Below are 25,837 nucleotides of genomic sequence, written 5' to 3'. Positions count from 1 at the left end.
GATGAGCGGGGCCGAACACGCTCCGACGCCGGCGGATCGGGCGCCGGCGACCGACGCCGCCGCCGCACTGCTCGGTGCTCTCGTCGCCGGGGGAGTGCGCCACGTGGTCCTGAGCCCGGGATCGCGCTCCCAGGCGCTCGCGCTCGTGGCGGCGGAATTGGAGCGGCGGGGCCTCATCCGTCTGCACGTCCGCATCGACGAGCGGGTCGCCGGGTTCACCGCGCTCGGTATCGGACGTGACACCCGGATGCCGGCGGCTGTCGTATGCACGTCGGGAACGGCGGTCGCCAACCTGATGCCTGCCGTTCTCGAGGCGCACCACTCCGGCGTGCCGATGCTGCTGCTGACCGCCGACCGGCCGCCGGAGCTGCGCGGCATCGGGGCCAATCAGGCGACGCATCAGCCCGGGATGTTCTCGCGCTTCGTCCGGCTCGAGGTCGACGCCGTGACGCCGCAGGACATCGACGACGCCCCCACCGGGGCGCAGTCGGCGGAGATCGCCGTCCTGGCCGCCGACGCGCTCACCGCGGCGCTCGGCGACCGATCGCGGCCGGCCGGCCCCGTGCACCTGAACCTGCCGTATCGGAACCCGTTGTCGGGCGGCCTCCCGCCGTGGCTCATCGACGCGGACGCCGAGCCCGCGCCCGCCCCGGCCGCCCGCGGCGCCGAGCCGGGCGAAACAGTCGACGCCACAGTGTCGGGCGCGCACTATCAGGGCGGTGGGGGCATCGGCCAAGCCGAACCCCCGATGCCCCTCGAGCCGGTGGAGCTCACCCGCGGGCCGAACACGCTCGTCGTCGCGGGCGCGGATGCCGGTCCGGCGGCGGAGGATCTCGCTCACGCGGGAGGCTGGCCGCTCGTCGCCGAGATCGTCAGCGGTGCGCGGTTCGGGCGCAACACCGTCCACGGTTACCGTGCGGTGCTCTCCCGCCCCGATCTCGCCGACGCCGTGGAACGGGTCGTCGTGTTCGGGCACCCGACGCTCAGCCGCGAGGTGGCCGCATTGCTTTCGCGACCGGAGGTCGAGGTCTGGGCCGTGCGCGGCCCAGGAGAGGACCTGAATCTCAACGGAACGACGACAGCGGTCGCCGCGGTGTCCGTTCAGCCCGGAGAGGCGGACCGGGCCTGGCTCGGCGCCTGGATGCGCGCATCGCGTGAGGAGGCCGTCGACCTGAGCCCCGCGGCGCCCGATGTCGACGGGCTCGCGTCGGCGGTGCCGCAGGAGCGACTCGGCGCGATCTCGGCGGAGATGGCCGTTCTCAAGGCTCCGCTCGACCGTGAGTCGCTCGTCGACGCCGTCTGGCGGGCGAGCTGGCCGCACGATCGTCTGCTGTTCGCCTCGTCGAGGCTCGTTCGCGTGGCCGACACGGTGCTCGGTGGCAAGAAGGTGCCCGTGCACGCCAATCGGGGGCTCGCGGGCATCGACGGCATCGTCGCCACCGGAATGGGTATCGCGGTCGCGAGCCAGGACGACGCACGGGCGGGCGTGACCCGCGTGCTCACCGGCGACCTGTCTCTGCTGCACGACGTCGGCGCGCTGCTGCTTCCCGGCACCGAGGACGAACCCCGGATCCAGGTCATCGTCGGCAACGACGGCGGGGGCACCATCTTCGACGGGCTCGAGGTCGCCGGCACCGCACCGCCGGAGGCCGCCGACCGGGTGCTCTTCACGCCGCATGAGGCGCGGCTCGAGCAGCTCGCGCTCGCCTACGGGTGGGAGTACCGCCGCGTGACGACGCGCTCCGCGCTCGACCAGGTGCTCACCTCGCCGGTCGGCGGACGTCAGCTCATCGAGGTCCCGCTCGCCCGCTGAGTCGCTCCGCCCGGTGTGCGGTCCGTGCGCGCCCGCTCAGGCCAGCGCGTCGATGATCGGCCGGAACTTCACTCGCGTCTCGAGCATCTCCGACTCGGGGTCGCTCGCGCCCACGATGCCCGCACCGGCGTAGGCGGTGAAGGGCATCGAGGCGCCGCCGTCGGCGCGGTCGCCGGGACGGAACTGCGCGCACCGCAGCGCGATGGCCCACTCGCCGTCGCCGTGCGCGTCGATCCATCCGACGGGTCCCGCGTACCGTCCCCGGCTGAAGGGCTCGAGGCGGCGGATCTCGTCGAGTGCGTTCGGGGTCGGTGTGCCGGCGACCGCCGCGGTAGGGTGCAGCACGGCGACGAGGTCGAGGGCGGAGGCATCCCCGGCGAGCTCGCCCTCGACGTCGGTCGCCAGGTGCCAGACGTTCGGCAGCTTGAGCATGAACGGCTGCTCGCCGGCGACGAGCGACGAGGTCGACGGGCGGAGTGCGTCGAGCACGCTGCGCACCGCATAGCCGTGCTCGTCGAGGTCCTTCGTGCTGGTGGCGAGGGACAGGGATGCCGCCGTGTCGGCGTCGGCGTCGGCCCCGCGTGCGATCGTCCCGGCGAGGACGCGCGCGGTGACGGTGCCGCCCGACACCGTCACGAGAGTCTCGGGGCTTGCACCGATCAGACCGTCGACCGCGAACGCCCACGTGTCCGGGTACGCCGACGACAGTGCGCGCACGAGGCGCCGGAGATCGGCATCCGCGGGAACGGTGCCGGCGAGATCACGCGCCAGGACGACCTTCTGCAGGTCGCCGTGGAGGATCGCGTCGACGCCCGCGCGCACGATCTCCTGGTAGCCGTCGGGTGTCAGCGCTCCGGGGCCGGTCGTCGCCGACCAGTGCGGGCCGAAGCCGGTCGCGGCGGGGAGGGCGGCATCCGGGTCGGAGCCGTCGGCGGTGATCGCGGTCACCCAGGCGCGTGACCCGCGGCGACCCACGACGAATCGAGGCACCGCGAAGTGCAGCGGCGGTGTCGTGGCGTCGGCGCGGTCGTCGGGGCGGGGATCGAACGGCAGAGCGCCGAACGCGAGGATTCCCGATCCGGGCAATCCGACCGGATCGTCGATCTCGGCGGCGGCGACCGTTCTGCGCCACCAGTCGGCGGCTTCGCGTGGACCGGGGTTCGCGTCGGCTGAGTCGAAGGCCGCGGCAGTGCCGCGCGCCACGAGGATGTCGCCGCGTCGCGACCACACCGTCGGGTGCTGCGGGTCGGCGAACACCAGCAGCTCGTCGGGGGCCTCGATCTCGCGAGTGACCACGCGCAGCCGGGCGGCGGGCGCAGAATCGTTCACTCGACCAGCCTAGACTCGGCGCGTGATGCTCCGCCCCGTGCCGGGAACCCCGATGACCTTCCGCTGGCGCAAGTGGAACGGCGGAACCCACTGGGTGCACGCCTGCACCTACCTCGGAAGCGACGAGCACGGCGACTGGTTCGGCCAGCGCCCCGGCGACCGCAGCAACCGGCCCGGACGCGACTTCGTCGCGACGCATCCGTGCGTGATGCTCCTGCCTCCGGTCGGCGAGTGGGTGCTGACGATGAACGCTCCGCCGCATCCCACCCGCGTGTACATCGACATCGCCTGGGACGCCCGGTGGGACGAGGGCGGCGAGCCCACGGCGATCGACATGGACCTGGATGTCGTCGACTCCGCCACCCGCGGCATCTGGATCGACGACCGCGACGAGTGGGACGAGCATCGCGTCGCCTACGGGTACCCGCGGGAGATCGTCGCCGAGCTCGAGGCCCTGGCCGTCGACCTCGAGGCGGCCGTCACCGCGCACCGAGCGCCCTTCGACGCCCCCACGGCCGCCCATTGGCTCGGCATCCTGGCATCCCTCCCCGCCCCCGCGGGCCCCTGACTCCCGTCCGCCCGCCGAGGTCCCACTCCGGCCGGGAAAGCCGCGCCCATACCCGGCCGAAGTGGGACCTCGCGGGGCGGGGCTGAGCGGGCACAGCCGCGCCTAGACTCGGAGCGTGACCAGCGAGCCCAACCGCGCCGACCTCGGCAAGGACCCGTCGCGTGTGAGCGGCATGTTCGACCAGGTGGCCGGCGCCTACGACCGCACCAACGACGTCCTGAGCCTCGGCCAGGACCGCCTCTGGCGCATCGCGGCCACCCGCGCGATCGACCCGAAGCCGGGGGAGCGCATCCTCGACCTCGCCGCGGGAACGGGTGCGAGCTCGGTCTCGCTCGCCCGCAGCGGTGCCGAGGTCGTCGCCGCTGACTTCTCGCCCGGCATGATCGCCGAGGGCGTCCGCCGGTACGGAGCGCAGGCGCCGGGCGGCGGCATCCCGAACCTGTCGTTCGTCGAGGCGGATGCCACGAACCTGCCCTTCGAGGATGCCGAGTTCGACGTCGTCACGATCTCGTTCGGACTCCGCAACGTCAACGAGCCGAAGAAGGCGCTCGCCGAGATGCTGCGCGTCACCAAGCCCGGCGGCCGCCTGCTCATCAGCGAGTTCTCGCAGCCGCCCTCCCGGGCGTTCGCTGGGCTCTACCGCTTCTACAACGACCGGGTGCTGCCGCTGGTCGCGCGCGCGGTGAGCTCCAACGCCGAGGCCTACGACTACCTCAACGAGTCGATCCGCGACTGGCCCGACCAGCGCACCCTGGCCGGGTGGATCCGCGAGGCCGGCTGGGACGAGGTCGCGCACCGCGATCTGTCCTTCGGCATCGTGGCGCTCCACCGCGCTGTCAAGCCCGCGGTCTGAACCGGCTCGCGCGGATCGGCGCGGTCGCCCGGCCGGTAGGCTGGAGAGGTGACATCGAGCCCATCCGCGCCGCGGCTGGCGAAGCACCTCGGGATGACCGAGCGCATCTTCGCCGGACCCCGCACCCGCAAGCTGCTCGCGACCGTCGAAGCCGGGCTCGAGCGCGTCGAGTCGCGCCTCGGCGATGAGCTCACCGTCAGCGACGCGCTCGTCGACGCCAAGACCCGATACCTCTACGAAGCCGGCGGCAAACGGTTGCGGCCCATGCTGGCTCTGCTCACCGCGCAGCTCGGCGACGGTGCGACCGAGGACGTCATCGCCGGCGCTGCGGCGCTCGAGCTGACCCACCTCGGATCGCTGTACCACGACGATGTCATGGACGGTGCCGACAAGCGACGCGGCGTCCCCAGCGCACACGAGGTGTGGGGGAACAACGTCGCGATCCTCACCGGCGACCTGCTCTTCTCGCGGGCGAGCCAGCTGATGGCGCGCATCGGCGAGCGAGCAATCCGCGTGCAGGCAGACACCTTCGAGCGCCTGGTGCTCGGTCAGATGCACGAGACCATCGGCGCTCAGCCCGGCGATGATCCCGTCGAGTTCTACATCCAGGTGCTCGCCGACAAGACCGGCTCGCTCATCGCCGCTGCGGCGCAGGTGGGCGTGCTCTTCTCCGGCGGACCGGAGGAGCTCGCCGAGCCGCTGCTCGCGTTCGGCGAGAAGGCCGGCGTCGCCTTCCAGCTGCTCGATGACGTCATCGACCTCTCCGCCGACCCCGAGGCCACGGGCAAGGTTCCCGGAACCGACCTGCGTGCCGGGGTGCCGACGATGCCCTACCTGTTGCTGACCCGCGCCGACGATGCCGCTTCGCGCGAGCTCGCCGCGACGATCGACCGCGGCGTCGCCGAGATCGCGGAGGGAGCCGATCCCGCGATCCTCGACGAGCCGCTCGCCCGCCTGCGCGACCACGAGGTGACGGCCCAGACGCGGCAGCTCGCCGAGAAGTGGGCCGACGACGCCGTCGCGGCCCTCGCACCGTTGCCGACCGGCGCCGTGCGCGACGCGCTGACCCGGTTCGCCGAGGTCGTCGTCGACCGCGCCAGCTGACACAGACCCCCGCTGCGCCCGCGCTCGGGTGCCACCAGGAACGAGGAACACCCATGACCAAGCTGAGGCTGGCCATCGTCGGAGCCGGGCCCGCCGGCATCTACGCCGCGGATCTGCTGCTGAAGGCCGAGCGCAAGTTCGACGTCTCGATCGACCTGTTCGATCACCTGCCCGCCCCCTACGGGCTCGTCCGCTACGGAGTCGCGCCCGATCACCCCCGCATCAAGGGCATCATCAACGCCCTCCGCGACGTGATCGACAGCGGCGACATCCGCCTGTTCGGCAACGTGCGCTTCGGCGAGGACATCACGCTCGATGACCTGAAGCACCACTACAACGCCGTCATCTTCGCCACCGGCGCGGTGCGCGACGCAGCCCTCGACATCCCCGGCATCGATGCCGACGGCTCGTACGGCGCGGCCGACTTCGTCAGCTGGTACGACGGTCACCCCGACTTCCCACGCGAATGGCCGCTGGATGCCGCATCCGTCGGCGTCATCGGCAACGGCAACGTCGCGCTCGACGTGGCTCGACTGCTCGCCAAGCACGCGGACGACCTTCTGGTCACGGAGATCCCCGACAACGTCTACCAGGGTCTCCGCTCGTCGGCCGTGACCGATGTCCACATCTTCGGACGCCGCGGACCCGCGCAGGTCAAGTTCACGCCCCTCGAGCTGCGCGAGCTCGGCGATCTGCGCGACGTCGACCTCGTGGTCTACGACGAGGACTTCGACTACGACGAGGCCTCGAAGGCGGCGATCGCGTCGAACAAGCAGGTGATGGTCATCGACCGCGTGCTGCAGTCATGGCGTCAGCGCCCGGGCGTCAACGGCGCCGGGGGAGAGGCCTCACGTCGCCTGCACCTGCACTTCTACGCCAAGCCGGTCGAGGTCAAGAAGGATGCCGCGGGCCGCGTCGCCGCGCTCGTCTACGAGCGGACGCGTCCCGACGGGCAAGGCGGGGTCGAGGGCACCGGCGAGATGCGCGAGGTCGCCCTCCAGGGTCTCTACCGCGCGGTCGGGTACTTCGGGTCGCCGCTGCCGGGCGTGCCGTTCGACGCCACGCACGGCGTCATCCCGAACCACGAGGGTCAGGTGCTCCACGAGGACTCGAACGAGCGCGTGCCGGGCGTGTACGCGACGGGATGGATCAAGCGCGGACCCGTCGGACTCATCGGCCACACGAAGTCCGACGCGATGGAGACCGTGCGCCATGTCATCAACGACCAGGGGTCGTGGTGGCAGCCGGTGGACCCGTCCGAGCAGGGCGTCCTCGATCTGCTGACCGAGCGCGGCGTCGCCTGGACCGACCTCGACGGGTGGCACCGTCTCGACGAGCACGAGATCGCTCTCGGCGCCGCTGCCGATCGCGCGCGTGTGAAGGTCGTCGACCGCGACGACATGGTCGCCATCTCGCGCGGCGAAGAGGTCGGGCGATGACCTTCCGCAGCAAGGAGACGCTCGTCTCGTGGATCGAGGAGTTCCGGCAGTTCGGATACTCCCTCGCCGTGAAGGTCATCCCGCAGGACGGCAGTCTCGGCCGCGACACGGGGCTCGTCGCGATCAACATGATGAACGCGCAGACCGTGACGTACATCGAGCCGGACGTGCCGGGCGGAAACACCTGGCGCATCACGTTCGAGGCGCGCGAGACCGAACTGCGGCTCGGAGCCGGCGCCGCGCTCGCCCTGTCGACCGAGCTCGCGATGGTGTCGACCCTCTGCGCGTTCCTCGAGACGAAATCGCACGCGTTCGCGGGCGACGACCCCGCTGAGATCGTGAGCCTGGTCGCCGAGAACTGACCGGCATCCTCGCCCGCCCGGCGTACTACAGCGCGTCGGGTTGGGCAACCCGTGGTCGCTGCATTCCTCCGACGCCATGATGGGGGAACGCCCGGTGCCGTGAGCGCGCTGGGTCGCGACGATACGGAACGAGGAGGCCCGATGCGCACGACCCGGGTCCTGGCAGCCGCGTCGGTGGTCGCGCTCGCAGCGACGCTCGGCGCCTGCGCCCCCGATGACGGTGTGCCCACGCTCACCTGGTACATCAACCCCGACGACGGCGGGCAGGCGCGGATCGCCGCCGCCTGCACGGATGCCGCTGACGGCGCGTATCGCATCGAGACGTCGCTGCTGCCGCGTGATGCGGCGTCGCAGCGCGAGCAGCTCGCCCGGCGTCTGGCAGCCGGCGACACCTCGCTCGACATCATGAGCCTCGACCCGCCGTTCATCCCGGAGCTCGCCGAGCCCGGCTTCCTCGACGACGTCCCGGAAGAACTGCAGAACACCGACGGCATCGTCCAGGGCGCGGTCGACTCCGCGAGCTGGGGCGGCGAGCTGGTGACCGTTCCCTTCTGGGCCAACACGCAGCTGCTCTGGTATCGGCAGTCGGTCGTCGAGGCGGCGGGCCTCGACATGTCGCAGCCGGTCACCTGGGACGACATCATCGCCGTCGCCCAGGAGCAGGATCTGCGGCTCGGCGTTCAGGGCGCGCTGGCCGAGTCGCTGACGGTGTGGATCAACGCTCTCGTCGCGTCGGCCGGCGGCGAGATCCTGAAGAACCCCGAGGCGCCCGCTGACGAGCTCGAGCTCGGGCTCGACAGCGACGCGGGACGTGCCGCGGCGGAGATCATCCACCGCATCGGGGCCGACGGGCTCGGCGGGCCGGGCCTCCCGACCGCCGACGAGAACGCCAACATGAACCTGTTCCAGGGCGAGCAGGGTTCCTTCATGGTCAACTGGCCGTTCGTGTGGCCGGCGATGACCGGCGCCGACCCCGCCATCGCCGACGACCTCGGCTGGGCGGTGTATCCGCGTGTCGATGCCGACACCCCGGCCGCACCTCCGGTGGGCGGCATCAACCTCGGCGTCGGCGCCTTCAGCAAAAACCCCGACCTCGCCTGGCAGGCCGTCGAGTGCATCGTCCAGCCCGAGAACCAGTCGGAGTACTTCGTCACCGACGGCAACCCGCCGTCCAACGCCGCCGCCTACGACGACCCTCGCGTGCAGGAGGAGTTCCCGATGGCCGACACCATCCGCGAGTCGCTCGACCTCGGTGTGCCGCGTCCGCAGACGCCGTACTACAACGAGATCTCGATCGGGCTCCAGCGGACATGGCACCCGCCGGCAGCTGTGAACCCCGACACCACCCCGAGAACATCGAGCGAGTTCATCCTCGCCGTCCTGCGAGGGGAGCGTCTGCTGTGAGCACGCGGGAGAGCGCGTCGCCGCGGCCCGGACGCTCGGCCCGGGCGCGTGCGGAGGGACGACTGGGCTGGATGCTGGCCGGCCCGGCGTTCGTCATCATGCTGCTGGTCACGATGTACCCCATCGGACAGGCCCTGTTCGATTCGCTGTTCAGCCTGCGGCTCACCGCCCCCGACGAGCGGTCGTTCGTCCTCTTCGAGAACTATCGGGTGGTCCTCAGCGACCCCGCGTTCTGGCGGTCGATGGGGGTCACCCTCTTCATCACGGTCGTGACCGTGCTGTTCGAGCTCATCCTCGGCTTCCTCCTCGCGCTGGTGATGCACCGGGCGATCAAGAAGCTCCGCGGGCTCGTGCGGACCGCGATCCTCGTGCCGTACGGCATCATCACGGTCGTGGCGGCCTTCGCCTGGTTCTACGCGTTCGACATAAACTCGGGCGGGTACGTCAACAACTGGCTCAGCTGGATCCCGCGGTTCGACCCCGAGCTCAACTGGTTCGCTGAGCAGGGCACCTCCCTCGTGGTGATCATCTTCTCCGAGGTGTGGAAGACGACGCCGTTCATCTCGCTGCTGCTGCTGTCGGGCCTCGCGCAGGTGCCCGGCGATCTGGAGGAGGCCGCGAAGGTCGACGGAGCCACCGGGTGGGAGGTCATGCGTCGCGTCATCCTGCCGAACATGAAGGCCGCGATCATGGTCGCCGTGCTCTTCCGCACGCTCGAGGCGTTCCGCATCTTCGACAACATCTACATCATGACCGGTGGCGCCAATGACACCGAGGCGCTGTCGCTGCTCGCGTACAACACCTCGATCGGGCGCCTCGAGATCGGGCTCGGCTCGGCGATCTCGGTGCTGCTGTTCCTCAGCGTCCTGGTCATCGCCGCGATCTTCATCAAGGGCTTCAAAGTCGACCTGGCGACGGGACGGAACTCCTGATGCGCACGCTCACCTGGCCGCAGCGGATCGGATGGGCCGCGATCATCATCGCGGTGCTCGTGTGGTCGCTCTTCCCCGTCTTCTCGATCCTCATGACGTCGTTCAAGACGCCGTCGGGTCTGTTCTCGGGAACCCTGCTCCCGCAGGAATGGACGCTCGAGAACTACACCGAGATCCTCGCGCCGGGCGGCGGGGCACAAGACCTGTTCCTTCCGGCGCTGCGCAACTCCGTCGGCATCTCGCTCATCGCCACCTTCGTCGCGGTCGTTCTCGCCACGCTGTGCGCCTACGCGATCGCGCGACTCGAGTTCCGCGGCAAGCGCATCATCCTCGTCACCGCGCTCGCGGTGTCGGTCTTCCCGATCGTCTCGATCGTGACGCCGCTGTTCAACCTGTGGCGGGTCATCGGCCTCTACGACACCTGGTTGGGCCTCATCATCCCGTACCTCTCGCTGACGCTGCCGATCGCTATCTGGACGCTCGCGGCCTTCTTCCGCCAGATCCCCTGGGAGCTCGAGCAGGCGGCGCAGGTCGACGGCGCGACGCCGTTCGAGGCCTTCCGCAAGACGGTCGTCCCGCTCGCGGCACCCGGAGTGTTCACGACGGCGATCATCGCGTTCTTCATCGCGTGGAACGACTTCGTCTACGGCATCTCGCTCACTTCGACAAGTGCGGCGCGCCCCGTGCCCGCCGCTCTGTCGTTCTTCACCGGAGCGTCGCAGTTCGAGCAGCCCACGGGCGCGATCTCGGCGGCCGCCATCATCGTGACGATCCCGATCGTGGTGGTCGTCGTCATCTTCCAGCGCCGGATCGTCTCCGGCCTCACGCAGGGCGCGGTCAAGGGATGACCCCCAGCATCCCCGCCGCCGCCGCGTCTACCTCGAAGGGAACGTCATGGCCTCCATCACGCTGAAGAACATCGTGAAGACGTACGACGACGGCTTCACGGCGGTCAAGGGCGTCGACCTCGACATCGCCGACGGCGAGTTCGTGATCCTCGTCGGACCCTCCGGATGCGGCAAGTCGACGCTTCTGCGGATGATCGTGGGCCTCGAAGACATCACGAGCGGCGAGATGCTCATCGACGGCGACCTCGTCAACGACAAGGCGCCGAAGGATCGTGACCTGGCGATGGTATTCCAGAACTACGCGCTGTATCCCCACCTCACGGTGTACGAGAACATCGCCTTCCCGATGCGATTGAAGTCGAGCAACGTGCCCGACGACGAGATCGACGAGCGCGTGCGGCGGGCCTCGAGCCTTCTCGAGCTCGACGAGCACCTCGAGCGCAAGCCGGCGAATCTCTCGGGTGGCCAGCGTCAGCGCGTGGCGATGGGCCGCGCGATCGTCCGCAACGCTCGGGCGTTCCTGTTCGACGAGCCGCTGTCGAACCTCGACGCCAAGCTGCGCGGGCAGATGCGCACCGAGATCGCCCGGCTGCAGCGTTCGCTGGGAACGACGACCGTCTACGTCACCCACGATCAGACCGAGGCCATGACGCTCGGCGACCGGGTGGCGGTGCTCCGCCGCGGCGAGCTGCAGCAAGTGGCCAGCCCGCGCGGGCTGTACGAGCAGCCGGTGAACCTCTTCGTGGCCGGTTTCATCGGCTCGCCGCCGATGAACTTCCTGCACGGCACGGTCGAGGGCGACACCCTCAAGCTGCCGATGTTCGACGTTCCGCTCGATGACCGGCTGCGCCGCGCGATCGGAGACCGCGAGCTCGTCATCGTCGGCGTGCGTCCCGATGCATTCGAGGATGCCGAGACCTCCGACCGTCCGCTCGAGGGTGGTGTGCGCGCCGAGGTCGATGTCGAGATGACCGAGTGGCTCGGCGAGGTGCTGTACGCCTACATTCCGTTCGAGGTCGAGGAATCGGTACGCGAGAAGCTCGCCGAGCTCGACCGCGATCTCGACGGAGAGGGGCTCCGCACGGAGCTCGTCGTGGCGCTCGACTCGCTCAGCAACATCCGCGCGGGGGATCCGGCGACACTGTGGTTCTCGCCCGACTCGCTGCACGTGTTCGACCCCGAGACGGGAGAGAACCTCACGCGCGACGAGGAGAGGGCAGCGAAGCTCGAGGACGACGCCCGCGAGCAGCGCAAGCGCGCGCTCCAGCGTGCCCAGGAGCGTGAGGCCCGTCGCACCGGCTCCGGTGCGGGCTCGGGCTCGCAGCAGAGTTCCGCCGCCTGACCCCCTGCGCCCGCGGATGTCCACGACCTAGGGTGGGGGCATGCGGGCGGATGAGGTGACGTGGGGTCCCGACCTGCTGGGTCCCGGCTTCGAGCAGACGACGCTTCCGCTCGGGTCGGATGACGAGGGCGACGTGGTCGCGACACTCGTGCGGGCGATGCCGCATCCGGGGCTCCGCCTCTTCGGCGCGTGGCGCGACATCGACGTGCTGTACGTCCACGGCTGGTCGGACTACTTCTTCCAGACCGACCTCGCGCGGATCTTCACCGATCGTGGCGCGCGGTTCCACGCGCTCGACCTGCGGAAGTACGGGCGCAGCATCCGTCCCGGACAGGCGCGCGGGTACGTCACATCGCTCGATGTCTACGACGACGACATCGAGGCGGCGCTCGCTGCCATGGACACCGAGCGTCTGGGCCGGCGGCTCATGCTCCTCGGGCACAGCACCGGCGGGCTGACGCTCACCCTCTGGGCGGCGCGTCACCCGGGGCGAGCCGCCGCCGTGGTGCTGAACAGTCCGTGGCTGGAGCTGCAGCTCGGCCCCCTCGGGCGGCAGGCGGTCGCGCCGCTCGTCGAGGTGCGGGCGCGCTTCGACCCGCGCGGTGCCCACCCCGCCGTCGATCTCGGGTTCTACACGCGGGCCCAGCGTGAAGTGGGCAGCCTGCCCGATGCGCCCGACGGCTGGCGTCCCGAACGGGGCTTCCCGACGCATCCCGCATGGCTCGCCGCCGTCATCGCCGGGCATGCGCGCGTCGCGGCCGGCGTGGAGGTCGGCGCACCGGCCCTCGTTCTGCTCTCGGCGCGGTCGACGTCGCCGCTGCGCTGGAACGACACGATGACCTCGACCGACTCGGTGCTCGTCGTCGACGACATCGCACGCGCGGCCACCCGCATCGCCGCCACCGTCACGATCGCCCGCATCGAGGGCGCCCTGCACGACGTCTTCCTCTCGGCTGCGCCCGCACGCGCCGAAGCCGCTGACCGACTGGTGTCGTTCGTCAGCGGCCTCGACCGGTGAGCGCTCAGCCCGGGATGGTGCGGGGGAGCGTCAGCGGTAGTTGACGAACTGGAGGTCGACGTCGAGGTCGGCGGCCTTCAGCATCCGCTGCACTTCCTGCAGGTCGTCGCGCGACTTCGATTGCACGCGCAGTTCATCGCCCTGGATCTGCGACTTGACGGACTTCGGACCTTCGTCGCGGATCATCTTGCTGATCTTCTTGGCATCCTCCGACGAGATGCCCTCCTTCAGCGTCGAGACGATGCGGTACTCGCGGCCGGAAGCGGTGGGCTCGCCCGAGTCGAGGCTCTTGAGCGAGATGCCCCGCTTGATGAGCTTCGTCTGGAAGACGTCGAGCACGGCCTTGGCGCGCTCTTCGGAGTTCGCCTTGATGAGGATCGACTCGCCCGACCACTCGATGGAGGCATCGGTGCCCTTGAAGTCGTAGCGCTGCTCGACCTCCTTGCGTGCCTGGTTCAGCGCGTTGTCGGCCTCCTGGCGATCGATCTTGCTGACGATGTCGAACGAGGAATCTGCCATGCCGCTACTCTAGCCGCGCCCGTGGCCGCGCGCCGGGGGAGGCTAGGCTCGCGCCATGACGAGTGAGCCCGCTAACCGGCCCTGGCGCCGCCGCGGCCGCGGGTGGGGAATCGCCGCGACGATCCTCGCGGGCATCGGCATCCTCCCGGTCGCTGTCGTGGTCGTCCTCGGGTACGCGGTGGATCCGCTCTGGGGATGGATGCTGTTCATCGCACTGCCGATCTCGATCGCGGCCGGAGCCCTCGGCGGCGTGCTCGGCATCATCGGGCTGATCGCGGCGCGCGGTGACCGAGGAGGATACGGGTGGCCCGTGGTCGCGCTGATCCTCGGCTGGGGGCAGGTGCTGCTGGGGACCGGATTCCTGAACGGCTGGTTCATCTGACGCCCAGGGTGTCCGTCACGACTAGCAGATCCGGCGCGGAAAAGCAGGTGTACGAGCCACTTCGCGCATGCCAATAGCATCGTCACGGACCGGCGGTGCTCGCGGCCGGGGCGAGGGGGACGTGTGAACGACGTGCCGGACTTTGTTCCGACCGCGCCGGCCGGCTGGCATCCCGACCCATCGGGACAGCAGCAGCTGAGGTATTGGGACGGCCAGCGATGGACCGACCATGTCTCGCCCTACCCTGTGGCGGAGCAGTCGGCGTCGGATGCCGCGCCGGCGGCGGCCCCCGCTGCCGCGCCCGGTCCCGCGTCCAAGAACCCCGGGCAGAAGGTGATGACGCGCGTGACCTGGATCGTGCTGGCGGCCACCCTCCTCATCGTCGGCGGCGCAGCCGGGTTCGTCGGCTGGACCGTCGTCTCGGCCAACGCCGCCGCGACCTCGGAGGCGCCGGATGTCGTCGACGGCTTCCTCGCCGCCGCCACAGCAGACGAGCCCAGCTGGACGCAGTACGCCTCGCCCGGGTACATCGCGATCTCGGGGTCGGCGACGCCCCTGTTCGGCGATGCGCGTGCCGCGGAGGTGCTCGACCTCTCCATCGAGTACGACCGGCGCGGCATCCTCTATGGAACCAACGGCACCGCCGGCTACGAGTCGCCGAGCGGCGCGGACACCGCCAAAGCACTGGTCGACATGACCTACACCTTCACCGTCGACGGCACGCCGCAGACGGCGACCTCGACCCGCGAGATCTGGCTGACCCGGCCCTACTACTACGGTGACGATGTGCCCTCCGGCGCTCGCCAGGGGGAGACTCCGACGGCCATCGGCCCCTGGCGGGTGACGGGCGCCGCCTCGGCGTCGGCGTACGACGGAGCGGTCGTCGCGACCACGAGCTTCGAGCCCGCCCCTATCGATCAGGCTTGTTACACCTCCGACGTGGTGCTGTCGCAGATTTCCGAGATCGCGCGCACCGAAGGCGTGCTGGCCGCGGTCTGCCTGAGCGGCGGAACCTCGACCTCCTTCGACGACGGCATCGACATCGACGCCCTCGCCGCCGGGTTCCCCGTCGTCGGCCAGGCTGCACCGATGACCGATCTGATGGGCTGGCACAACGACCCCAACACCCCGGCGCCGCTCGAGCAGTACCTCATCTCTTCCGGTGGCACCGACTACGTCTTCGTTCTCGCCTCGACAGGCGTCGGCGGCGAGTTGACGACCGACTCCGAACGCCGCATCATCCTCATCTCTAAGGCGGAGACCCGATGACCGACACGACTGAAGTGCACCCTGCGGCATCACCGCAGCCGAAGCCTCGCAATCGCGCGGCGCGCACGATGCAGATCGTCATCGCCTCCCTCGGCATCGGTGCGCTGCTGATGACCGTCGCCGCGGGCGTCGTGCTGTGGCCGCGGACGCCCGAGACCGGGCCGACGGCCGATGTTCCGGTCGGCTGGGCGCCGTGGGCCGACAACGACCTCGCGACTCCCACCAGCGCCACGTTCGCCGAGATGAACGCCGCGATGCGCGACAAGGATCGTGAGCGGTTCCTCGCTCACGCCACGGGTGACGCGGCGACGCAGCTCGCGCTGTGGTGGGACAACTCCAGCAAGATCGGGTGGGATGTCGCGGCGATCGCGCCGTCGGACTTCGACGTCGACGAGACCGGCACCATCGAGGTGATCCTCGGCGCTCAGTACGCCTTCGCGGCACAGCCGCAGCGAGGCGACGGCGACCGTGACGCCGGCCTCGACCTCATTCAGGGCTTCGCCTACACCGTCACCTTCGAGCCCGGTACCGTCCCCAGCCGGTCGTTCGACCGGTACGAGCAGACGGAACCGCCCGAGCCCGCAACGATCACGTCCATCGTCCCCGCGCGCGAGCCGAACCCGTGGGACGAGGGCGAAATCTACGTCACCAAGCGCGATCACGTCGTCCTGTTCGGGATGAGCGACGAGGCCGAGCTGGTCGATCAGAACGCGGATGCGGCCGAGCGATCGGCCGTCATCGCGCTCGACACGATCCGCGCCCTCGGCGGCGAGCCGACGCAGGACGGCTTCGTATCGGCGATCACCGACGACGATGACCGCTTCCAGCGCTGGCAGTACGGCAAGGGCACGCCGTGGGACATGGATGTCGCCGGTTATGCCCGTCCGACCCTGCGTCCGCAGATCGCGCAGCGCTTCCTCGACCCCGTGATCGCGACGGGATCCGACACATCCGGAACGCTCATCGTGATGGGCCCGGGCAGCGCGTCGGGTCGCGAGCAGGTGTTCGTCCACGAGTTCGCACACGGCCTTCACTACGCAGCGGCGCCCGGGTCGTTCATCGCACCGCCCGTCGCGGTCCACGAGGGATTCGCCCGCTTCGTCGAATGGAAATCGGGGCTCGCCGATCCCGGGTACCTCCGGCCTGAGGTGAAGGCCGCCGTCGCCGCGCAGGGGATGGGTGCCTTCACCGACGAGGCGCTGCGCAGCAAGGACGCGAACCTCGCGTACGACGCCGCGGGCTCGTTCTACGCCTACGCCGATGCCTATGACGGGTCGGCCTGGACGATGGCAGTGGATTCGGTCCTCGGCGGCGGATTCTTCGTCGACAGCACCGAATTCACCGAGGCCGACTGGCAGGCATGGGTCGCATCGCAGTGACCGCGGGAGGGCGTCCGCGCACGCGGCCCGCGGATGCCGTGCGCTTCGTAGGCTGGAACGCGTGCAAGCTCTGACCGAAGACCAAGTCCGCGCTTCGTTCGTGAACGCGACGGTCGACGATCGCCGGATCATGGCGATGCCGATCGACTTCATGCTGCTCGACTGGGACCACCTCGACTTCCTCGCGTGGCGGGATCCGAACTCGCGCGAGCGGGGATACGTCATCACGCAGCGTGAGGGCGCCCCGGTCGGAGTCGTCATGCGCGCGGCGTCGGGAAGCTCACGCGCACGGTCCGCGCTGTGCAACCTCTGTCACACGATGCAGCCCGGAGACCAGGTCACCCTCTTCAGTGCGCGTAAGGCCGGGCCCGCCGGCGATGCCGGCGACACGATCGGCACGTACATCTGCGCCGACCTCGGATGCCACGACAACGTGCGGATCGCTGGCCCGCTCGCGCCCAGCGAGATCCGCGCGAGCGTCGATCGCCGAATCGACGGCACGCGCCACCGCACCGAGGCCTTCGTCGAACGGGTCGTCGGCAACGACTGACGGCCGACCCCCGTGGTTCGGAGCACCCGGCCACAGGGGGTAATATGGGTTCTCGCGCCTCCGGTCGACTGTACAAGCCGGGCGGGTGCGCACTGGCGAGTTACCCAAGCGGCCAAAGGGATCTGACTGTAAATCAGACTGCATTGCATTCGGGGGTTCGAATCCCTCACTCGCCACATCGAGAAGGGCCCCCGCTCAGCGGGGGCCCTTCGTTTTTCGCTGCGGAGCGCGCGATCACGGCGGGATCAGCAGGCCGTCGACACGGTGCTCCGGCACAGGCCGATGCTTACTGTGCTGCCCACGACAGTGCGGTGTTCCTCTTCGCTCTTCTCGAGCGTCTGCAATGCCAGGATGAAACCCATTTGTTCACCTCCCTCATCCTCTCGCCGCCGGAGAACCGGCGGGCACGAGCACCGGGGGGAGGAAGGGCAGGACCGGCTGGTCACTGTTCGAAGCCGGAGGCGACGCGGAGGCGAGCGCGAGCAGCACGCCCGCGGCGCCGGTCGCAAGATCGCACGACGCGCGCAGCATCCCGTCGCCCACGAAACGCGCGCCGACCGGCGCGTCGAGGGCGTGCAGCGTCATTCGCCCGAGGTGATGGTCGCGCGCGCGGACCGTGTCTGCGCTCGCGTGTCCGGTCGCCTCCAGAGAATGAAGGAAGAGGGCCAATCCGGCTCGGCCGGCGGAGAGTCCCGCCTGTACGACGAAGGGCGCCGACGCCGCGCGGATGATGCCGTGCAGCGTGACACGCAGCTCGTCATCGGCAGGCTCATGCGCCAGGTACCGTGCGAGCACGAGGCCGACGCCGGCCGACCCGTGCGCGAGGTAGGGAAGCATGCGCCATCCCTGGTCGACCTGCACCGACCCGTCCGCGTCGCGGCGCAACGTGCGGAGGTCGACGTCGAGCGCCCGGCGGGCGATCTCGAGGAAGCGGCGCTCTCCGGTGAGTTCGAACACCCGGAGAGCCAGAAGAGCCGTCCCGCTCGCGCCGCCCATCAGGCCGCCGTGCCGTCGTGACGGCGCGGGCGACGGCGCTCCCGACGGCGCGGCGGGGCCGAGCAGCCCCCAGCGTGCGCCGAGGACGTCGGTGATCGCGGTCGCCCGCTCGATGTCGCGCCCGGAATCGGGCTCGTCGAGCAGAGCGATGCCGATCCCCGGAAGACCCGTCGCGAGGTCGGAGCCGAGTGACCCGACGGCGTCGTCGTGCAGGTACTCGTCGAGTGCCGTCGCCTCGTCGGCGAAGCCGAGGCGCCGGCAGGCCCAGAGCGCGCCGGCCGCGCCGTCCATCAGCCCGAGGCGTGCCTGCCCGGTGAGCGACCTCGAAATCGAGCGCGACACCCACGATCGCAGTTTCGACGGGAGGGCGACGCCCCCGGCATCCAGCGCGACGGCCACCCCCAGTGCGCCGTGACCGAGAGAGAACGCGGGCTGCCCGAACTGGCGGGGGTCGCCGGGCCACAGCCGGTCGGTCCGCTCGGGCGTCGCGTCGGCCACGAGCTGCTCGGCGACGCGCTCGATCGATACGACGGGTGCAGGATGCCGCGCCGCACAGTTGGCGGGCCGAAGCCGGGCGCTCATCCGCTCGCACCATTCGCGGGGCAGATCGAAGACCGTCGCGGCCTCGGTGACGAGGGCATCCGCCTTGGCCGGCTGCAGCGCCAGCAGGCTCGTCATCGGAAGGAAGACGTAGAGCTCGATGCACGCCAGAGCGTGTGCATCGCGGCGCACGGGGTCCGGCTCGTCCGGGAGGGAGAATCCCGCTGCGCCGAGGACGGCGGGCGCGCGGGAGTCGACGGGAAGGGACATCTCGAGATCGAGGAGGCTCACCGAGCCGTCGGCGTCGACCATGACGTTCGCCGGGTGCAGGTCGCCGTGGGTGACGCCCGCGGCGTGCAGCCGGGTGATCTCCCTCCGCAGCGCGTCGAGCAGCTGCAGCATCCGATCGCGGTACGCGCGGCGCTCGGCTGCGGTCGAGACGGCGGCGGTGAGCGGGCTGGTCGTTGCGACCAGCCGGTCCAGGGGCTGTCCCGGCAGCTGCTCGATGGCGACGAAGCGGTGACCGTGCGCCTCGAAGGCAGCGCGGACCGCCGGGACGCGGACCCTTCCGGCGAGAGCGCGGAGGGTGCGTTCCTCGTCGCGGAGCCGGGCGACGGCATCGCGCCCGTCGGGCGTCCAGCCCGCGAACGGGCGAGCTTCCTTCACGATGACCTCGGCGCCGTCGAGGGCTCCGGTGTAGACACCGCCGGCGTTGGAGTAGTGCAGGGCGCCGGTGATCTCCGGGAAGCCGGGCGGCGGCTCGTGTCCGAGCGCGTCGAGTTGCCGCTGAAGGAAAGGCGGCAGTTCGACCCAAGGTGGGATGTGGAACCCCGCGGTCCGCCGGTCGGGTACCCACTCTCCCGTCCGCAGATCCTGTATGGCGGGCAGGGCTTCGCCGCCGACGAGGACTTCGCGATCGGTGAACGCGCCGTACCGCACGAACAGGGGGCCCGTGTTCCAGCGAAGGTCCGAAAGGACGTACGGGCCGGGCTGGCCGCCGAGCGCGTCGTCGAGCGAGACGAGGCAGTGCTCGAGGCTGCGCTCGGATGGCGGATAGAGCGTGATGAACTTGCCCGCGCCTGAGCGGTCGGCATCCTTGGCGAGCACGGCGCCGAGCGCGTGCGCGTTCTGCAGGTGCTTGAAAGCGATGCCGTGGCGGTGGCAGTACCTCGAGGCGGTGTCCAGCACGGTCGCTGCGGCATCGGGAAGTGCGGTGATGTGCACCTTCCATCCCTGTTCGGGCAGACGATGCGCGGGCGGCAGCCACACCGACCACGGGCCCCGTCGGCTGTGCCGCCAGCCCTGCCACGCGAGGGTCGTCGCCGGTACGTACGCAGCGGTACGCCCCTCGGCTTCGGCGCTGGCGTCACCCGTGCCGGGCGCGTCGTAGAACACCCGACCTCGTGTCGCGAAGCGCCCGAAAATCGGTTCCATCTGCTTCCCCCATGGCCCGGAACGACGGGCCCAGGGTCATCATCCGTCCGCTCGAGCGGCGTCGCCTGCGTCGCTCCCGGCACAAAGGCGCCCTGAGCTACCGGTGGTGCCGCGTTGCAGTGGTGCAGGGGCACCGAGGCGGTCCGCAAACAAGTCGTGAAAATTCATCCGAATGGATGAAGGAGTCGCGTTTGTCCAGAATGCGCGCCGCAAGGAGGTGGTATGGACTAAAGGCCTGAAACCGTTCGAAAACCCGGGCACCCCCTAGGCGCGCCCGGGTGCAGGTGTTTGACTGGGGCCACCCGGGAGAGGCACGGAGGCTATGAATGACGAAGTGGAGACGCAGCCAGAGTCAATTGATGAGGACCTCGACGCCGAAGACGAAGTACGGGTCCTCCTCATCAATCGACGGGATGTCGTCCGACGAGGCTTGAGAGCGGTCATCGAGGATTCGGACGACGTCGTCGTGGTGGGCGACGCGGCTCGACTCGACGACACGGGACGAATGATCGACCGGACCGAGCTGGATGTCGCCATCCTCGATGCGACGGAACCCACCGCGCGCATCGTCGACACGGTCGACACGATCCGTCGTGTGCAGGCGAACGTTCCCGTGCTCGTGCACGGACGCACCGACGCCGAGGAAGCCAAGCGCATCGCGTGGGCGGCTGGAGCCGACGGATATCTTCTCGATGACGCCCGCGGGAAGGACGTCCTGCAGCTGGTGCGGCGGATCGCGCGCGGCGACGGTTCCCATGGGCTGCAGGCGGTGCCCACCGCGGTCGTTCCCGCCGACGAACCGGGAGTGTCCGACCTCACCCTGCGCGAGCGGCAGGTCCTCCGTCTCATCGCCGCCGGAATGACGAACCGGCAGATCGGCCTCCGGCTCGGCTTGGCGGAGAAGACCATCAAGAATTACGTCTCGGGACTGCTCGCCAAGTTGCATCTGGAAAGTCGTACGCAAGCCGCCGTGTATCGCGTCACTCACGACGAAAGCACGCACAGCGGCCCTTTATGAGCGAGATAGTTCTTTCGATTTCTGGAGATCGAAGGGACGAATGGCACTGCCGATCTCGCTCCGTCGTGGTCGAGGGTGACCGTACGCATCCCCGTGAAAGGGAGCGTCTGCACCCCCGCCCCGGAGAGAGGACGACGCCATGACTGGCATGAGACATGAAGCCGCGCATCACTCGTCGAAGGAAAAGCAGGTCGCGCCGTGACGGTGCGCTCAGTCATCGCGCCTGGCGGTGATCGAGTCGGCGCGAGCAGCCGTGGCATCATCGCCGCACTGGGAGCTCTCGTCGTCGCGGCGCTCGTTCTGTTCCCGCTCGGTCCCGCCGCACATGCGCGCATCGATGATGCGACGCCCATCGGTGATGGTCAGATCGGTCCCAACACCGAGATCCAGATCACGAGCCTCGGCCCGGGTGCGACGCTTCCCGGTCTCCAACCCCCGTCGCCCATCACCCAAGACCCGCAGGCGCCGTACCCGGCGAGCAACCCGGAGGGATACGCATCGGTCTCGACGTTCGCCGGCACGATCGTCGCGGCGAGCGTCTCGGACCCGTCGCTCACCGCTGAGATGTACTGCATCAATCTGCGCGTCTCGACCTACGTGGGGATCGGATACGAGTCCGGCAGCTGGGAGGAGTCGAACGTGCCCAACATCGGGTACGTGACCTACATCCTCAACAACTTCTACCCCACCGTTCCGGAGCCGGCGGGTCTGTCGGCGAACCAGCAGGCTGCCGCCGTGCAGTCCGCGATCTGGTACTTCACCGATGGCTATGTGCTCAACACCGCGGCCAGTTCCACGGTGCGCGAGGCCACGGCGGCGATCGTCGCGGCAGCTCAGGCCGCCGGTCCCGTCGTGGAGCCGCCCGCGCCTGAAGTGAGCATCACGCCGGAGTCCGACACGGTCGGAGCGACATCGAGTGCCGGGCCCTACACGGTCACCGCCGAGGGAGCGACCGACGTCACCGTCTCCGTTCCCGGCGGGTACGCCATGTTCACGGATGAGGCGGGCATGGAGCCCCTGGCAAACCCCGCGACCGTCCCATCGGGCACCGACATCTGGGTGAGAGTCCCCGACGGATCACCGGGAGACGCGGTGATCAACGCGCGCGCGACGGTGACCGTTCAGCGCGGCCAGGTCTACCTATATGACGGCAACACCCCGGATCTCGCCGACGCGCAGCGGCTCATCCTCGCGGATACCGCCGAACTCGACGCGGTCGACTCTGCGGTGGCGGAGTTCCTCGCTGTGGGCTCGCTGACGGTCAGCAAGGCGTTCGCCGGTGAAGCGCTCGGGTTGCAGGGCGATATCCAGCTGACGATCGACTGCGGCGAGGGCTACGCCTATACCGCCGACATCCCGGCCGGTACCGCGTCGACGCAGACCTTCACGTACTCGGACATACCGGTGGGCACGACCTGCACCGTGACCGAACCGGTCACGGGCGCGAACACGGTCGTCGACGTCTCGACGGATGCCGGCCAGGACGCGGAGATCACGTCAGAGGGCGCGGCCGTCACCGTCACCAACACGGTGACCTATCGGCCGGGAGCGCTGCGAGTCGTCAAGAACATCGACGGCGACGCGGCGGGTCAGCAGGGCGCCATCTCGCTGCGCATCGTGTGCGGCGACGTGCTCGACGAGACCTTCGAGATTCCCGCGGGGAGCGCGGCCGGTGATTACGAACAGGTCTACTCCGACCTGGCTGCCGGCACGGAGTGCACGGTGACGGAGACGGAGACCGGTGAGACGACGCAGGTGCAGGTCGCGACCGGCGATCCTGTCACCGTCGAGATCCAGCCCGGCGCGACGGTCGACGCCTCCCTGGCGAACGCCGTGACCTACCGGCCCGGTTCGCTGCGCGTGGTGAAGTCCATCGACGGAGTGGCGGCCGGGCAGCAGGGAGCGATCGAGCTCGGCATCGTGTGCGCAGACGTCCTCGACGAGACGTTCGAGATCCCCGCGGGTGCTGCCGCGGGGGAGTACGAACAGCTCTTCACCGACATCCCCGCGGGTACCGAGTGCACCGTCACGGAGCTCGAATCGGGCGCAACCGCGCAGGTCGACGTCACGACCGGCGACCCGGTCACGGTGGCGATCGAGCCGGGCGCGACGGTCGATGCCGCCCTGGCCAACGACGTCGTGTATCTGTCCGGTTCGTTGCGGGTTGTGAAGACGATCACGGGTGGCGGCGCCGGCTTGCAGGCGGACATCGAACTCACCGTCCGTTGTGATGACGGGGCCGTGCTCGATGAGACGTTCACGATCCCCGCGAGGAGTGCAGCGGGCGACTACGAGCAGGTGTACACCGACCTGCCCGCCGGTTCGGACTGCGTCGTCACGGAGACGAAGGCGGGAACGACCGCACTGGTCCAGGTGGCCACCGCCGACCCGGTCACGGTGGAGATCCAACCGGGCGACACCGTCGACGCCGCCCTCGTGAACGACGTCCGCGGCGGCGAGCCGGTGGTCCCGGGCCACAGCGCCCTGCCCGCCACCGGTGGCAGCGAACCGCACCTGGCCCTCATGCTCGGACTGGGCAGCATGATGGTCGGTCTGCTCCTGCTCGTGGGAGGCTTGCGGGTCCACCGTCAGCGCGCGGTCCGCTGAGCCTGACACGCACCGTCCCCCTCTCGCTGGTCAGCGGGAGGGGGACGGTCGTGCGGTCGGTCGTGCGGTGAAAACCCGTGTCGAAGTTTCACCCGGATGGATGAAGTAATCTCACACCCGGTTGCGCGCGCCCCACAGCGCGAGCTGGGTGCGGTCGGCGAGATCGAGCTTCTTGAGTGCGGAGTGCAGCTGCGATCGCACGGTGTGAACCGACACCTGCAGCGTCTCGGCGATGCCCTCGTTGCTCGTGACTCCGCCGGCGAGCACGGAGATCACGCGGCGCTCGGCCGAGGTCAGCAGAGCGCTTGCTTCGGGGTCTTCGGGAGCGCCGCCGCGGCGCACGAACTCTCGGATCAGCGGCGCCGTCACTCGCGACGACACGAGTGCTTCGCCCCGCGCTGCGGCGTAGATCGCGCCGACGAGCTGGTCCGAGTCGTGGCTTTTCAGCAGGTATCCGACGGCGCCCGAATCAAGTGCCTCACTGACGTAGCCATCGACGGCGAAGCTCGTCATGACGATGACGGCGATGGGGGAGCGGCCGTCGTCGGGACGAGCGAGCATGCGGGTGGCGGACAATCCCGACATCTGGGGCATCTGGATATCCATGAGCACGACGTCGGCGCGTTCGGCGCGTGCGACATGAACGGCGTCGACGCCGTTCGAGACCTCGCCGACGACCTGGATGCCGGGGGCGCCTTCGAGCTGAAGCCGCAGCCCCCGCCGCACGGCGCGATTGTCGTCGGCGATCAGAACGCGGATGCGCTCGGCCCCACGGTTCATACCGTTCTCCTTGTCAGGCGATCGGGTCGATCGGGATCGCGATCCGCACATCCCATCCGCCGGTCGGCGTCGGCCCTGCGAACAGTGTGCCGCGCAACAGCTCGACGCGCTCGCGCATCCCGCGCAGGCCCCAGCCGAGATCGAGGCCCGGAACGGGCATCGAATCAGTGCCGGGTGCTTGGTTGACGACGCGGGCATGGAGCTCCTCCTCGGTCACGGTCACCGAGATGGTGACCGGCGCTCCGGGGGCGTGTTTCGCCGCGTTCGTCAGTGCCTCCTGGAGAACGCGGTAGGCGGTGGTCGAGACGACGGCGGGCAGATCGGACACGGCCCCGTTTAGGTCGAATGAGACCGGCATGCCGCGTTGCGACCAGAACTCCACGAGCTCGCCGGCGCGACGCAGGTCGCGGGTCGTCTCGGCGGGACCAGCTGCGTCGGCGGCGTGCAGGTCGCTCAGCGCACCCGCCAGGCTCGCGGCGGCGAATCGGCCCTCGTTGCGCACCTCGCCGACCAGGCGGATGGCTTCGTCGGGGCGTGCCGGTGCGAGGGAGATAGCGGCGTCGGCCAGCGTCACGAGCCCGGCGAGGTGCTGGCCCGCGACATCGTGCAGCTCTTGCGCGATGCGGGCGCGCTCGCGTTCGCGCGCGTCGTTGACCCGCGCGTCGTGCTCCTGGCGCGCGAGCTCGGCCTGCTCGCGAGCCAGGGTCACCTGACGCACCTGGGCGCCCCACCAGATCCCCAGGGCGGTCGCACCGAGGGCCGGCGCGGTGAAGCGGAAGAACTCGTTCGCCATGAAGCTCAGGGCGGTACCGACATCACCCGAGTAGAAGACGGCCCAGGTGAAGAGCCCGCCCATTCCGGCGACCACGACGCCGAGCAAGCACACGACGGCCGAGCCGGCCGAGACCCGGCGGGCAAGAAGGAACTGCGCGAGTGCCACGACGAGATACATGCCGATGAGCCAGTTCGGTATGTCGAAGGCGCCGAGGAGGAGGAGGTAGACGGCCACGGTTGCGAAGACCGCGATGCGGGGCCACCGATCGCTCAGGAGGACAGCCGAGGCTTGGGCCACGCATGCCAGGGCGAGGATGACGCACAGCAGCGATATCGATATGTCGAAGGGCCAATCGACGGGGCCAGCCATCATTGCGGTGATCGGCGTTGCGAGCACCTGAACGGTCGTGCTCACCGAGACGATCGCGACCAGGATCAGCGCCGCGCGACGCGTGCGGAAGAAGGTGCGCGTCGCGGATGCGTCGAACTCAAGGCCAGGCTCTCGGGGTGGGTTCACCACAGAATCCTCTCAGCCCCGCACGGAACGTTCGCGCGTGCCAGGATGTGAGGTGTCAGC

23 protein-coding genes and 1 tRNA gene are annotated in these 25,837 nt (G+C 69.7%); 18 read left to right on the top strand and 6 right to left on the bottom strand.

Going from position 1 to position 25,837, the window contains the following annotated elements; translation table 11 throughout:
* Nucleotide 1 precedes the first annotated feature (1 nt).
* A complete protein-coding gene (gene menD / locus ACI2K6_RS05630) occupies nt 2–1,813 on the top strand; it encodes a 2-succinyl-5-enolpyruvyl-6-hydroxy-3-cyclohexene-1-carboxylic-acid synthase (RefSeq protein WP_404568238.1) in 1,812 nt (603 codons plus the stop codon).
* Nucleotides 1,814–1,849: 36 nt separating this feature from the next.
* On the opposite strand, the gene ACI2K6_RS05625 is transcribed toward menD, so the two are convergent.
* The gene (locus ACI2K6_RS05625; protein WP_354451207.1) at nt 1,850–3,142 is read right to left on the bottom strand and encodes an isochorismate synthase; all 1,293 of its coding nucleotides are present in this window, start codon (nt 3,140–3,142) and stop codon (nt 1,850–1,852) included.
* 25 nt (nt 3,143–3,167) lie between these two features.
* Between ACI2K6_RS05625 and ACI2K6_RS05620 the strand changes: the two genes are divergently transcribed.
* From ACI2K6_RS05620 to ACI2K6_RS05575, 10 genes are all read left to right on the top strand, one after another.
* Nucleotides 3,168–3,710: a DUF402 domain-containing protein gene (locus ACI2K6_RS05620; protein WP_354452201.1), complete on the top strand. Its 543-nt coding sequence runs from the start codon at nt 3,168–3,170 to the stop codon at nt 3,708–3,710.
* Nucleotides 3,711–3,825: 115 nt separating this feature from the next.
* Nucleotides 3,826–4,563, top strand: a complete 738-nt coding sequence (gene ubiE / locus ACI2K6_RS05615) for a bifunctional demethylmenaquinone methyltransferase/2-methoxy-6-polyprenyl-1,4-benzoquinol methylase UbiE (protein ID WP_112616737.1) — start codon at nt 3,826–3,828, stop codon at nt 4,561–4,563.
* Nucleotides 4,564–4,611: 48 nt separating this feature from the next.
* Complete coding sequence (locus ACI2K6_RS05610) at nt 4,612–5,667, top strand: polyprenyl synthetase family protein (protein ID WP_274178473.1); 1,056 nt, start codon at nt 4,612–4,614, stop codon at nt 5,665–5,667.
* 53 nt (nt 5,668–5,720) lie between these two features.
* A complete protein-coding gene (locus ACI2K6_RS05605; protein WP_274178474.1) occupies nt 5,721–7,106 on the top strand; it encodes an FAD-dependent oxidoreductase in 1,386 nt (461 codons plus the stop codon).
* Nucleotides 7,103–7,468, top strand: a complete 366-nt coding sequence (locus tag ACI2K6_RS05600; RefSeq protein ID WP_274178475.1) for a hypothetical protein — start codon at nt 7,103–7,105, stop codon at nt 7,466–7,468. The genes ACI2K6_RS05605 and ACI2K6_RS05600 overlap by 4 nt, the downstream gene beginning before the upstream one ends.
* 141 nt (nt 7,469–7,609) lie before the next feature.
* A complete protein-coding gene (locus ACI2K6_RS05595) occupies nt 7,610–8,872 on the top strand; it encodes an extracellular solute-binding protein (RefSeq protein ID WP_282502153.1) in 1,263 nt (420 codons plus the stop codon).
* Nucleotides 8,869–9,804 carry a carbohydrate ABC transporter permease gene (locus ACI2K6_RS05590; protein WP_404568237.1) on the top strand — a complete coding sequence of 312 codons (936 nt, stop codon included), beginning with the start codon at nt 8,869–8,871 and terminating at the stop codon, nt 9,802–9,804. Before ACI2K6_RS05595 ends, ACI2K6_RS05590 begins: the two co-directional genes overlap by 4 nt.
* Nucleotides 9,804–10,652: a carbohydrate ABC transporter permease gene (locus ACI2K6_RS05585; RefSeq protein ID WP_094262209.1), complete on the top strand. Its 849-nt coding sequence runs from the start codon at nt 9,804–9,806 to the stop codon at nt 10,650–10,652. Before ACI2K6_RS05590 ends, ACI2K6_RS05585 begins: the two co-directional genes overlap by 1 nt.
* A gap of 46 nt (nt 10,653–10,698) precedes the next feature.
* Complete coding sequence (locus tag ACI2K6_RS05580) at nt 10,699–11,994, top strand: ABC transporter ATP-binding protein (RefSeq protein WP_269267378.1); 1,296 nt, start codon at nt 10,699–10,701, stop codon at nt 11,992–11,994.
* Nucleotides 11,995–12,034: 40 nt separating this feature from the next.
* Nucleotides 12,035–13,012, top strand: a complete 978-nt coding sequence (locus ACI2K6_RS05575; RefSeq protein ID WP_282502156.1) for an alpha/beta hydrolase — start codon at nt 12,035–12,037, stop codon at nt 13,010–13,012.
* A gap of 30 nt (nt 13,013–13,042) precedes the next feature.
* On the opposite strand, the gene ACI2K6_RS05570 is transcribed toward ACI2K6_RS05575, so the two are convergent.
* Nucleotides 13,043–13,531 (bottom strand): YajQ family cyclic di-GMP-binding protein, encoded by a 489-nt coding sequence (locus ACI2K6_RS05570; protein ID WP_071918434.1) that lies wholly within the window; start codon nt 13,529–13,531, stop codon nt 13,043–13,045.
* Between the two features lie 55 nt (nt 13,532–13,586).
* Between ACI2K6_RS05570 and ACI2K6_RS05565 the strand changes: the two genes are divergently transcribed.
* From ACI2K6_RS05565 to ACI2K6_RS05545, 5 genes are all read left to right on the top strand, one after another.
* Nucleotides 13,587–13,913 carry a hypothetical protein gene (locus ACI2K6_RS05565; protein ID WP_404568236.1) on the top strand — a complete coding sequence of 109 codons (327 nt, stop codon included), beginning with the start codon at nt 13,587–13,589 and terminating at the stop codon, nt 13,911–13,913.
* 123 nt (nt 13,914–14,036) lie between these two features.
* Nucleotides 14,037–15,182 carry a DUF2510 domain-containing protein gene (locus tag ACI2K6_RS05560; protein WP_282502158.1) on the top strand — a complete coding sequence of 382 codons (1,146 nt, stop codon included), beginning with the start codon at nt 14,037–14,039 and terminating at the stop codon, nt 15,180–15,182.
* Nucleotides 15,179–16,561 (top strand): hypothetical protein, encoded by a 1,383-nt coding sequence (locus ACI2K6_RS05555; protein WP_282502159.1) that lies wholly within the window; start codon nt 15,179–15,181, stop codon nt 16,559–16,561. The genes ACI2K6_RS05560 and ACI2K6_RS05555 overlap by 4 nt, the downstream gene beginning before the upstream one ends.
* Before the next feature lie 61 nt (nt 16,562–16,622).
* A complete protein-coding gene (locus ACI2K6_RS05550; protein ID WP_269267386.1) occupies nt 16,623–17,111 on the top strand; it encodes an FBP domain-containing protein in 489 nt (162 codons plus the stop codon).
* Between the two features lie 94 nt (nt 17,112–17,205).
* A tRNA-Tyr gene (locus ACI2K6_RS05545) sits at nt 17,206–17,287 on the top strand.
* A gap of 69 nt (nt 17,288–17,356) precedes the next feature.
* On the opposite strand, the gene ACI2K6_RS05540 is transcribed toward ACI2K6_RS05545, so the two are convergent.
* Together ACI2K6_RS05540 and lanKC are read right to left on the bottom strand one after the other, a co-directional pair.
* Nucleotides 17,357–17,473, bottom strand: a complete 117-nt coding sequence (locus ACI2K6_RS05540) for a SapB/AmfS family lanthipeptide (protein WP_354451194.1) — start codon at nt 17,471–17,473, stop codon at nt 17,357–17,359.
* Nucleotides 17,474–17,486: 13 nt separating this feature from the next.
* A complete protein-coding gene (gene lanKC / locus ACI2K6_RS05535) occupies nt 17,487–20,081 on the bottom strand; it encodes a class III lanthionine synthetase LanKC (protein WP_282502161.1) in 2,595 nt (864 codons plus the stop codon).
* Nucleotides 20,082–20,403: 322 nt separating this feature from the next.
* Between lanKC and ACI2K6_RS05530 the strand changes: the two genes are divergently transcribed.
* Both ACI2K6_RS05530 and ACI2K6_RS05525 read left to right on the top strand, forming a co-directional pair.
* The gene (locus ACI2K6_RS05530) at nt 20,404–21,099 is read left to right on the top strand and encodes a response regulator transcription factor (RefSeq protein ID WP_282502162.1); all 696 of its coding nucleotides are present in this window, start codon (nt 20,404–20,406) and stop codon (nt 21,097–21,099) included.
* 198 nt (nt 21,100–21,297) lie between these two features.
* Complete coding sequence (locus ACI2K6_RS05525) at nt 21,298–23,706, top strand: thioester domain-containing protein (RefSeq protein WP_282502163.1); 2,409 nt, start codon at nt 21,298–21,300, stop codon at nt 23,704–23,706.
* A 111-nt stretch (nt 23,707–23,817) separates the two neighbouring features.
* Here the strand turns inward: ACI2K6_RS05525 and ACI2K6_RS05520 are convergent, their stop codons facing one another.
* A complete protein-coding gene (locus tag ACI2K6_RS05520; RefSeq protein WP_274178493.1) occupies nt 23,818–24,486 on the bottom strand; it encodes a response regulator transcription factor in 669 nt (222 codons plus the stop codon).
* A 13-nt stretch (nt 24,487–24,499) separates the two neighbouring features.
* Entirely contained in the window at nt 24,500–25,777 is a 1,278-nt protein-coding gene (locus ACI2K6_RS05515) for a histidine kinase (protein WP_274178494.1), read from the bottom strand.
* Between the last annotated feature and the right edge of the window lie 60 nt (nt 25,778–25,837).

The sequence above is a fragment of the Microbacterium sp. NPDC006705 genome (genome assembly GCF_044903545.1).
Lineage (GTDB): Bacteria > Actinomycetota > Actinomycetes > Actinomycetales > Microbacteriaceae > Microbacterium > Microbacterium plantarum.
This window is presented reverse-complemented; position numbering and strand designations above follow the sequence as displayed.

Bases quoted from the DNA above. Each gene is read 5' to 3' on its own strand.
- ACI2K6_RS05570 (WP_071918434.1), bottom strand. From the start codon at position 13,531: ATGGCAGATTCCTCGTTCGACATCGTCAGCAAGATCGATCGCCAGGAG.
- ACI2K6_RS05605 (WP_274178474.1), top strand. From the start codon at position 5,721: ATGACCAAGCTGAGGCTGGCCATCGTCGGAGCCGGGCCCGCCGGCATC.
- menD (WP_404568238.1), top strand. From the start codon at position 2: ATGAGCGGGGCCGAACACGCTCCGACGCCGGCGGATCGGGCGCCGGCG.
- ACI2K6_RS05565 (WP_404568236.1), top strand. From the start codon at position 13,587: ATGACGAGTGAGCCCGCTAACCGGCCCTGGCGCCGCCGCGGCCGCGGG.
- ACI2K6_RS05520 (WP_274178493.1), bottom strand. From the start codon at position 24,486: ATGAACCGTGGGGCCGAGCGCATCCGCGTTCTGATCGCCGACGACAAT.
- lanKC (WP_282502161.1), bottom strand. From the start codon at position 20,081: ATGGAACCGATTTTCGGGCGCTTCGCGACACGAGGTCGGGTGTTCTAC.
- ACI2K6_RS05555 (WP_282502159.1), top strand. From the start codon at position 15,179: ATGACCGACACGACTGAAGTGCACCCTGCGGCATCACCGCAGCCGAAG.
- ACI2K6_RS05600 (WP_274178475.1), top strand. From the start codon at position 7,103: ATGACCTTCCGCAGCAAGGAGACGCTCGTCTCGTGGATCGAGGAGTTC.
- ACI2K6_RS05595 (WP_282502153.1), top strand. From the start codon at position 7,610: ATGCGCACGACCCGGGTCCTGGCAGCCGCGTCGGTGGTCGCGCTCGCA.
- ACI2K6_RS05530 (WP_282502162.1), top strand. From the start codon at position 20,404: ATGAATGACGAAGTGGAGACGCAGCCAGAGTCAATTGATGAGGACCTC.
- ACI2K6_RS05575 (WP_282502156.1), top strand. From the start codon at position 12,035: ATGCGGGCGGATGAGGTGACGTGGGGTCCCGACCTGCTGGGTCCCGGC.
- ACI2K6_RS05580 (WP_269267378.1), top strand. From the start codon at position 10,699: ATGGCCTCCATCACGCTGAAGAACATCGTGAAGACGTACGACGACGGC.
- ACI2K6_RS05585 (WP_094262209.1), top strand. From the start codon at position 9,804: ATGCGCACGCTCACCTGGCCGCAGCGGATCGGATGGGCCGCGATCATC.
- ACI2K6_RS05620 (WP_354452201.1), top strand. From the start codon at position 3,168: ATGCTCCGCCCCGTGCCGGGAACCCCGATGACCTTCCGCTGGCGCAAG.
- ACI2K6_RS05540 (WP_354451194.1), bottom strand. From the start codon at position 17,473: ATGGGTTTCATCCTGGCATTGCAGACGCTCGAGAAGAGCGAAGAGGAA.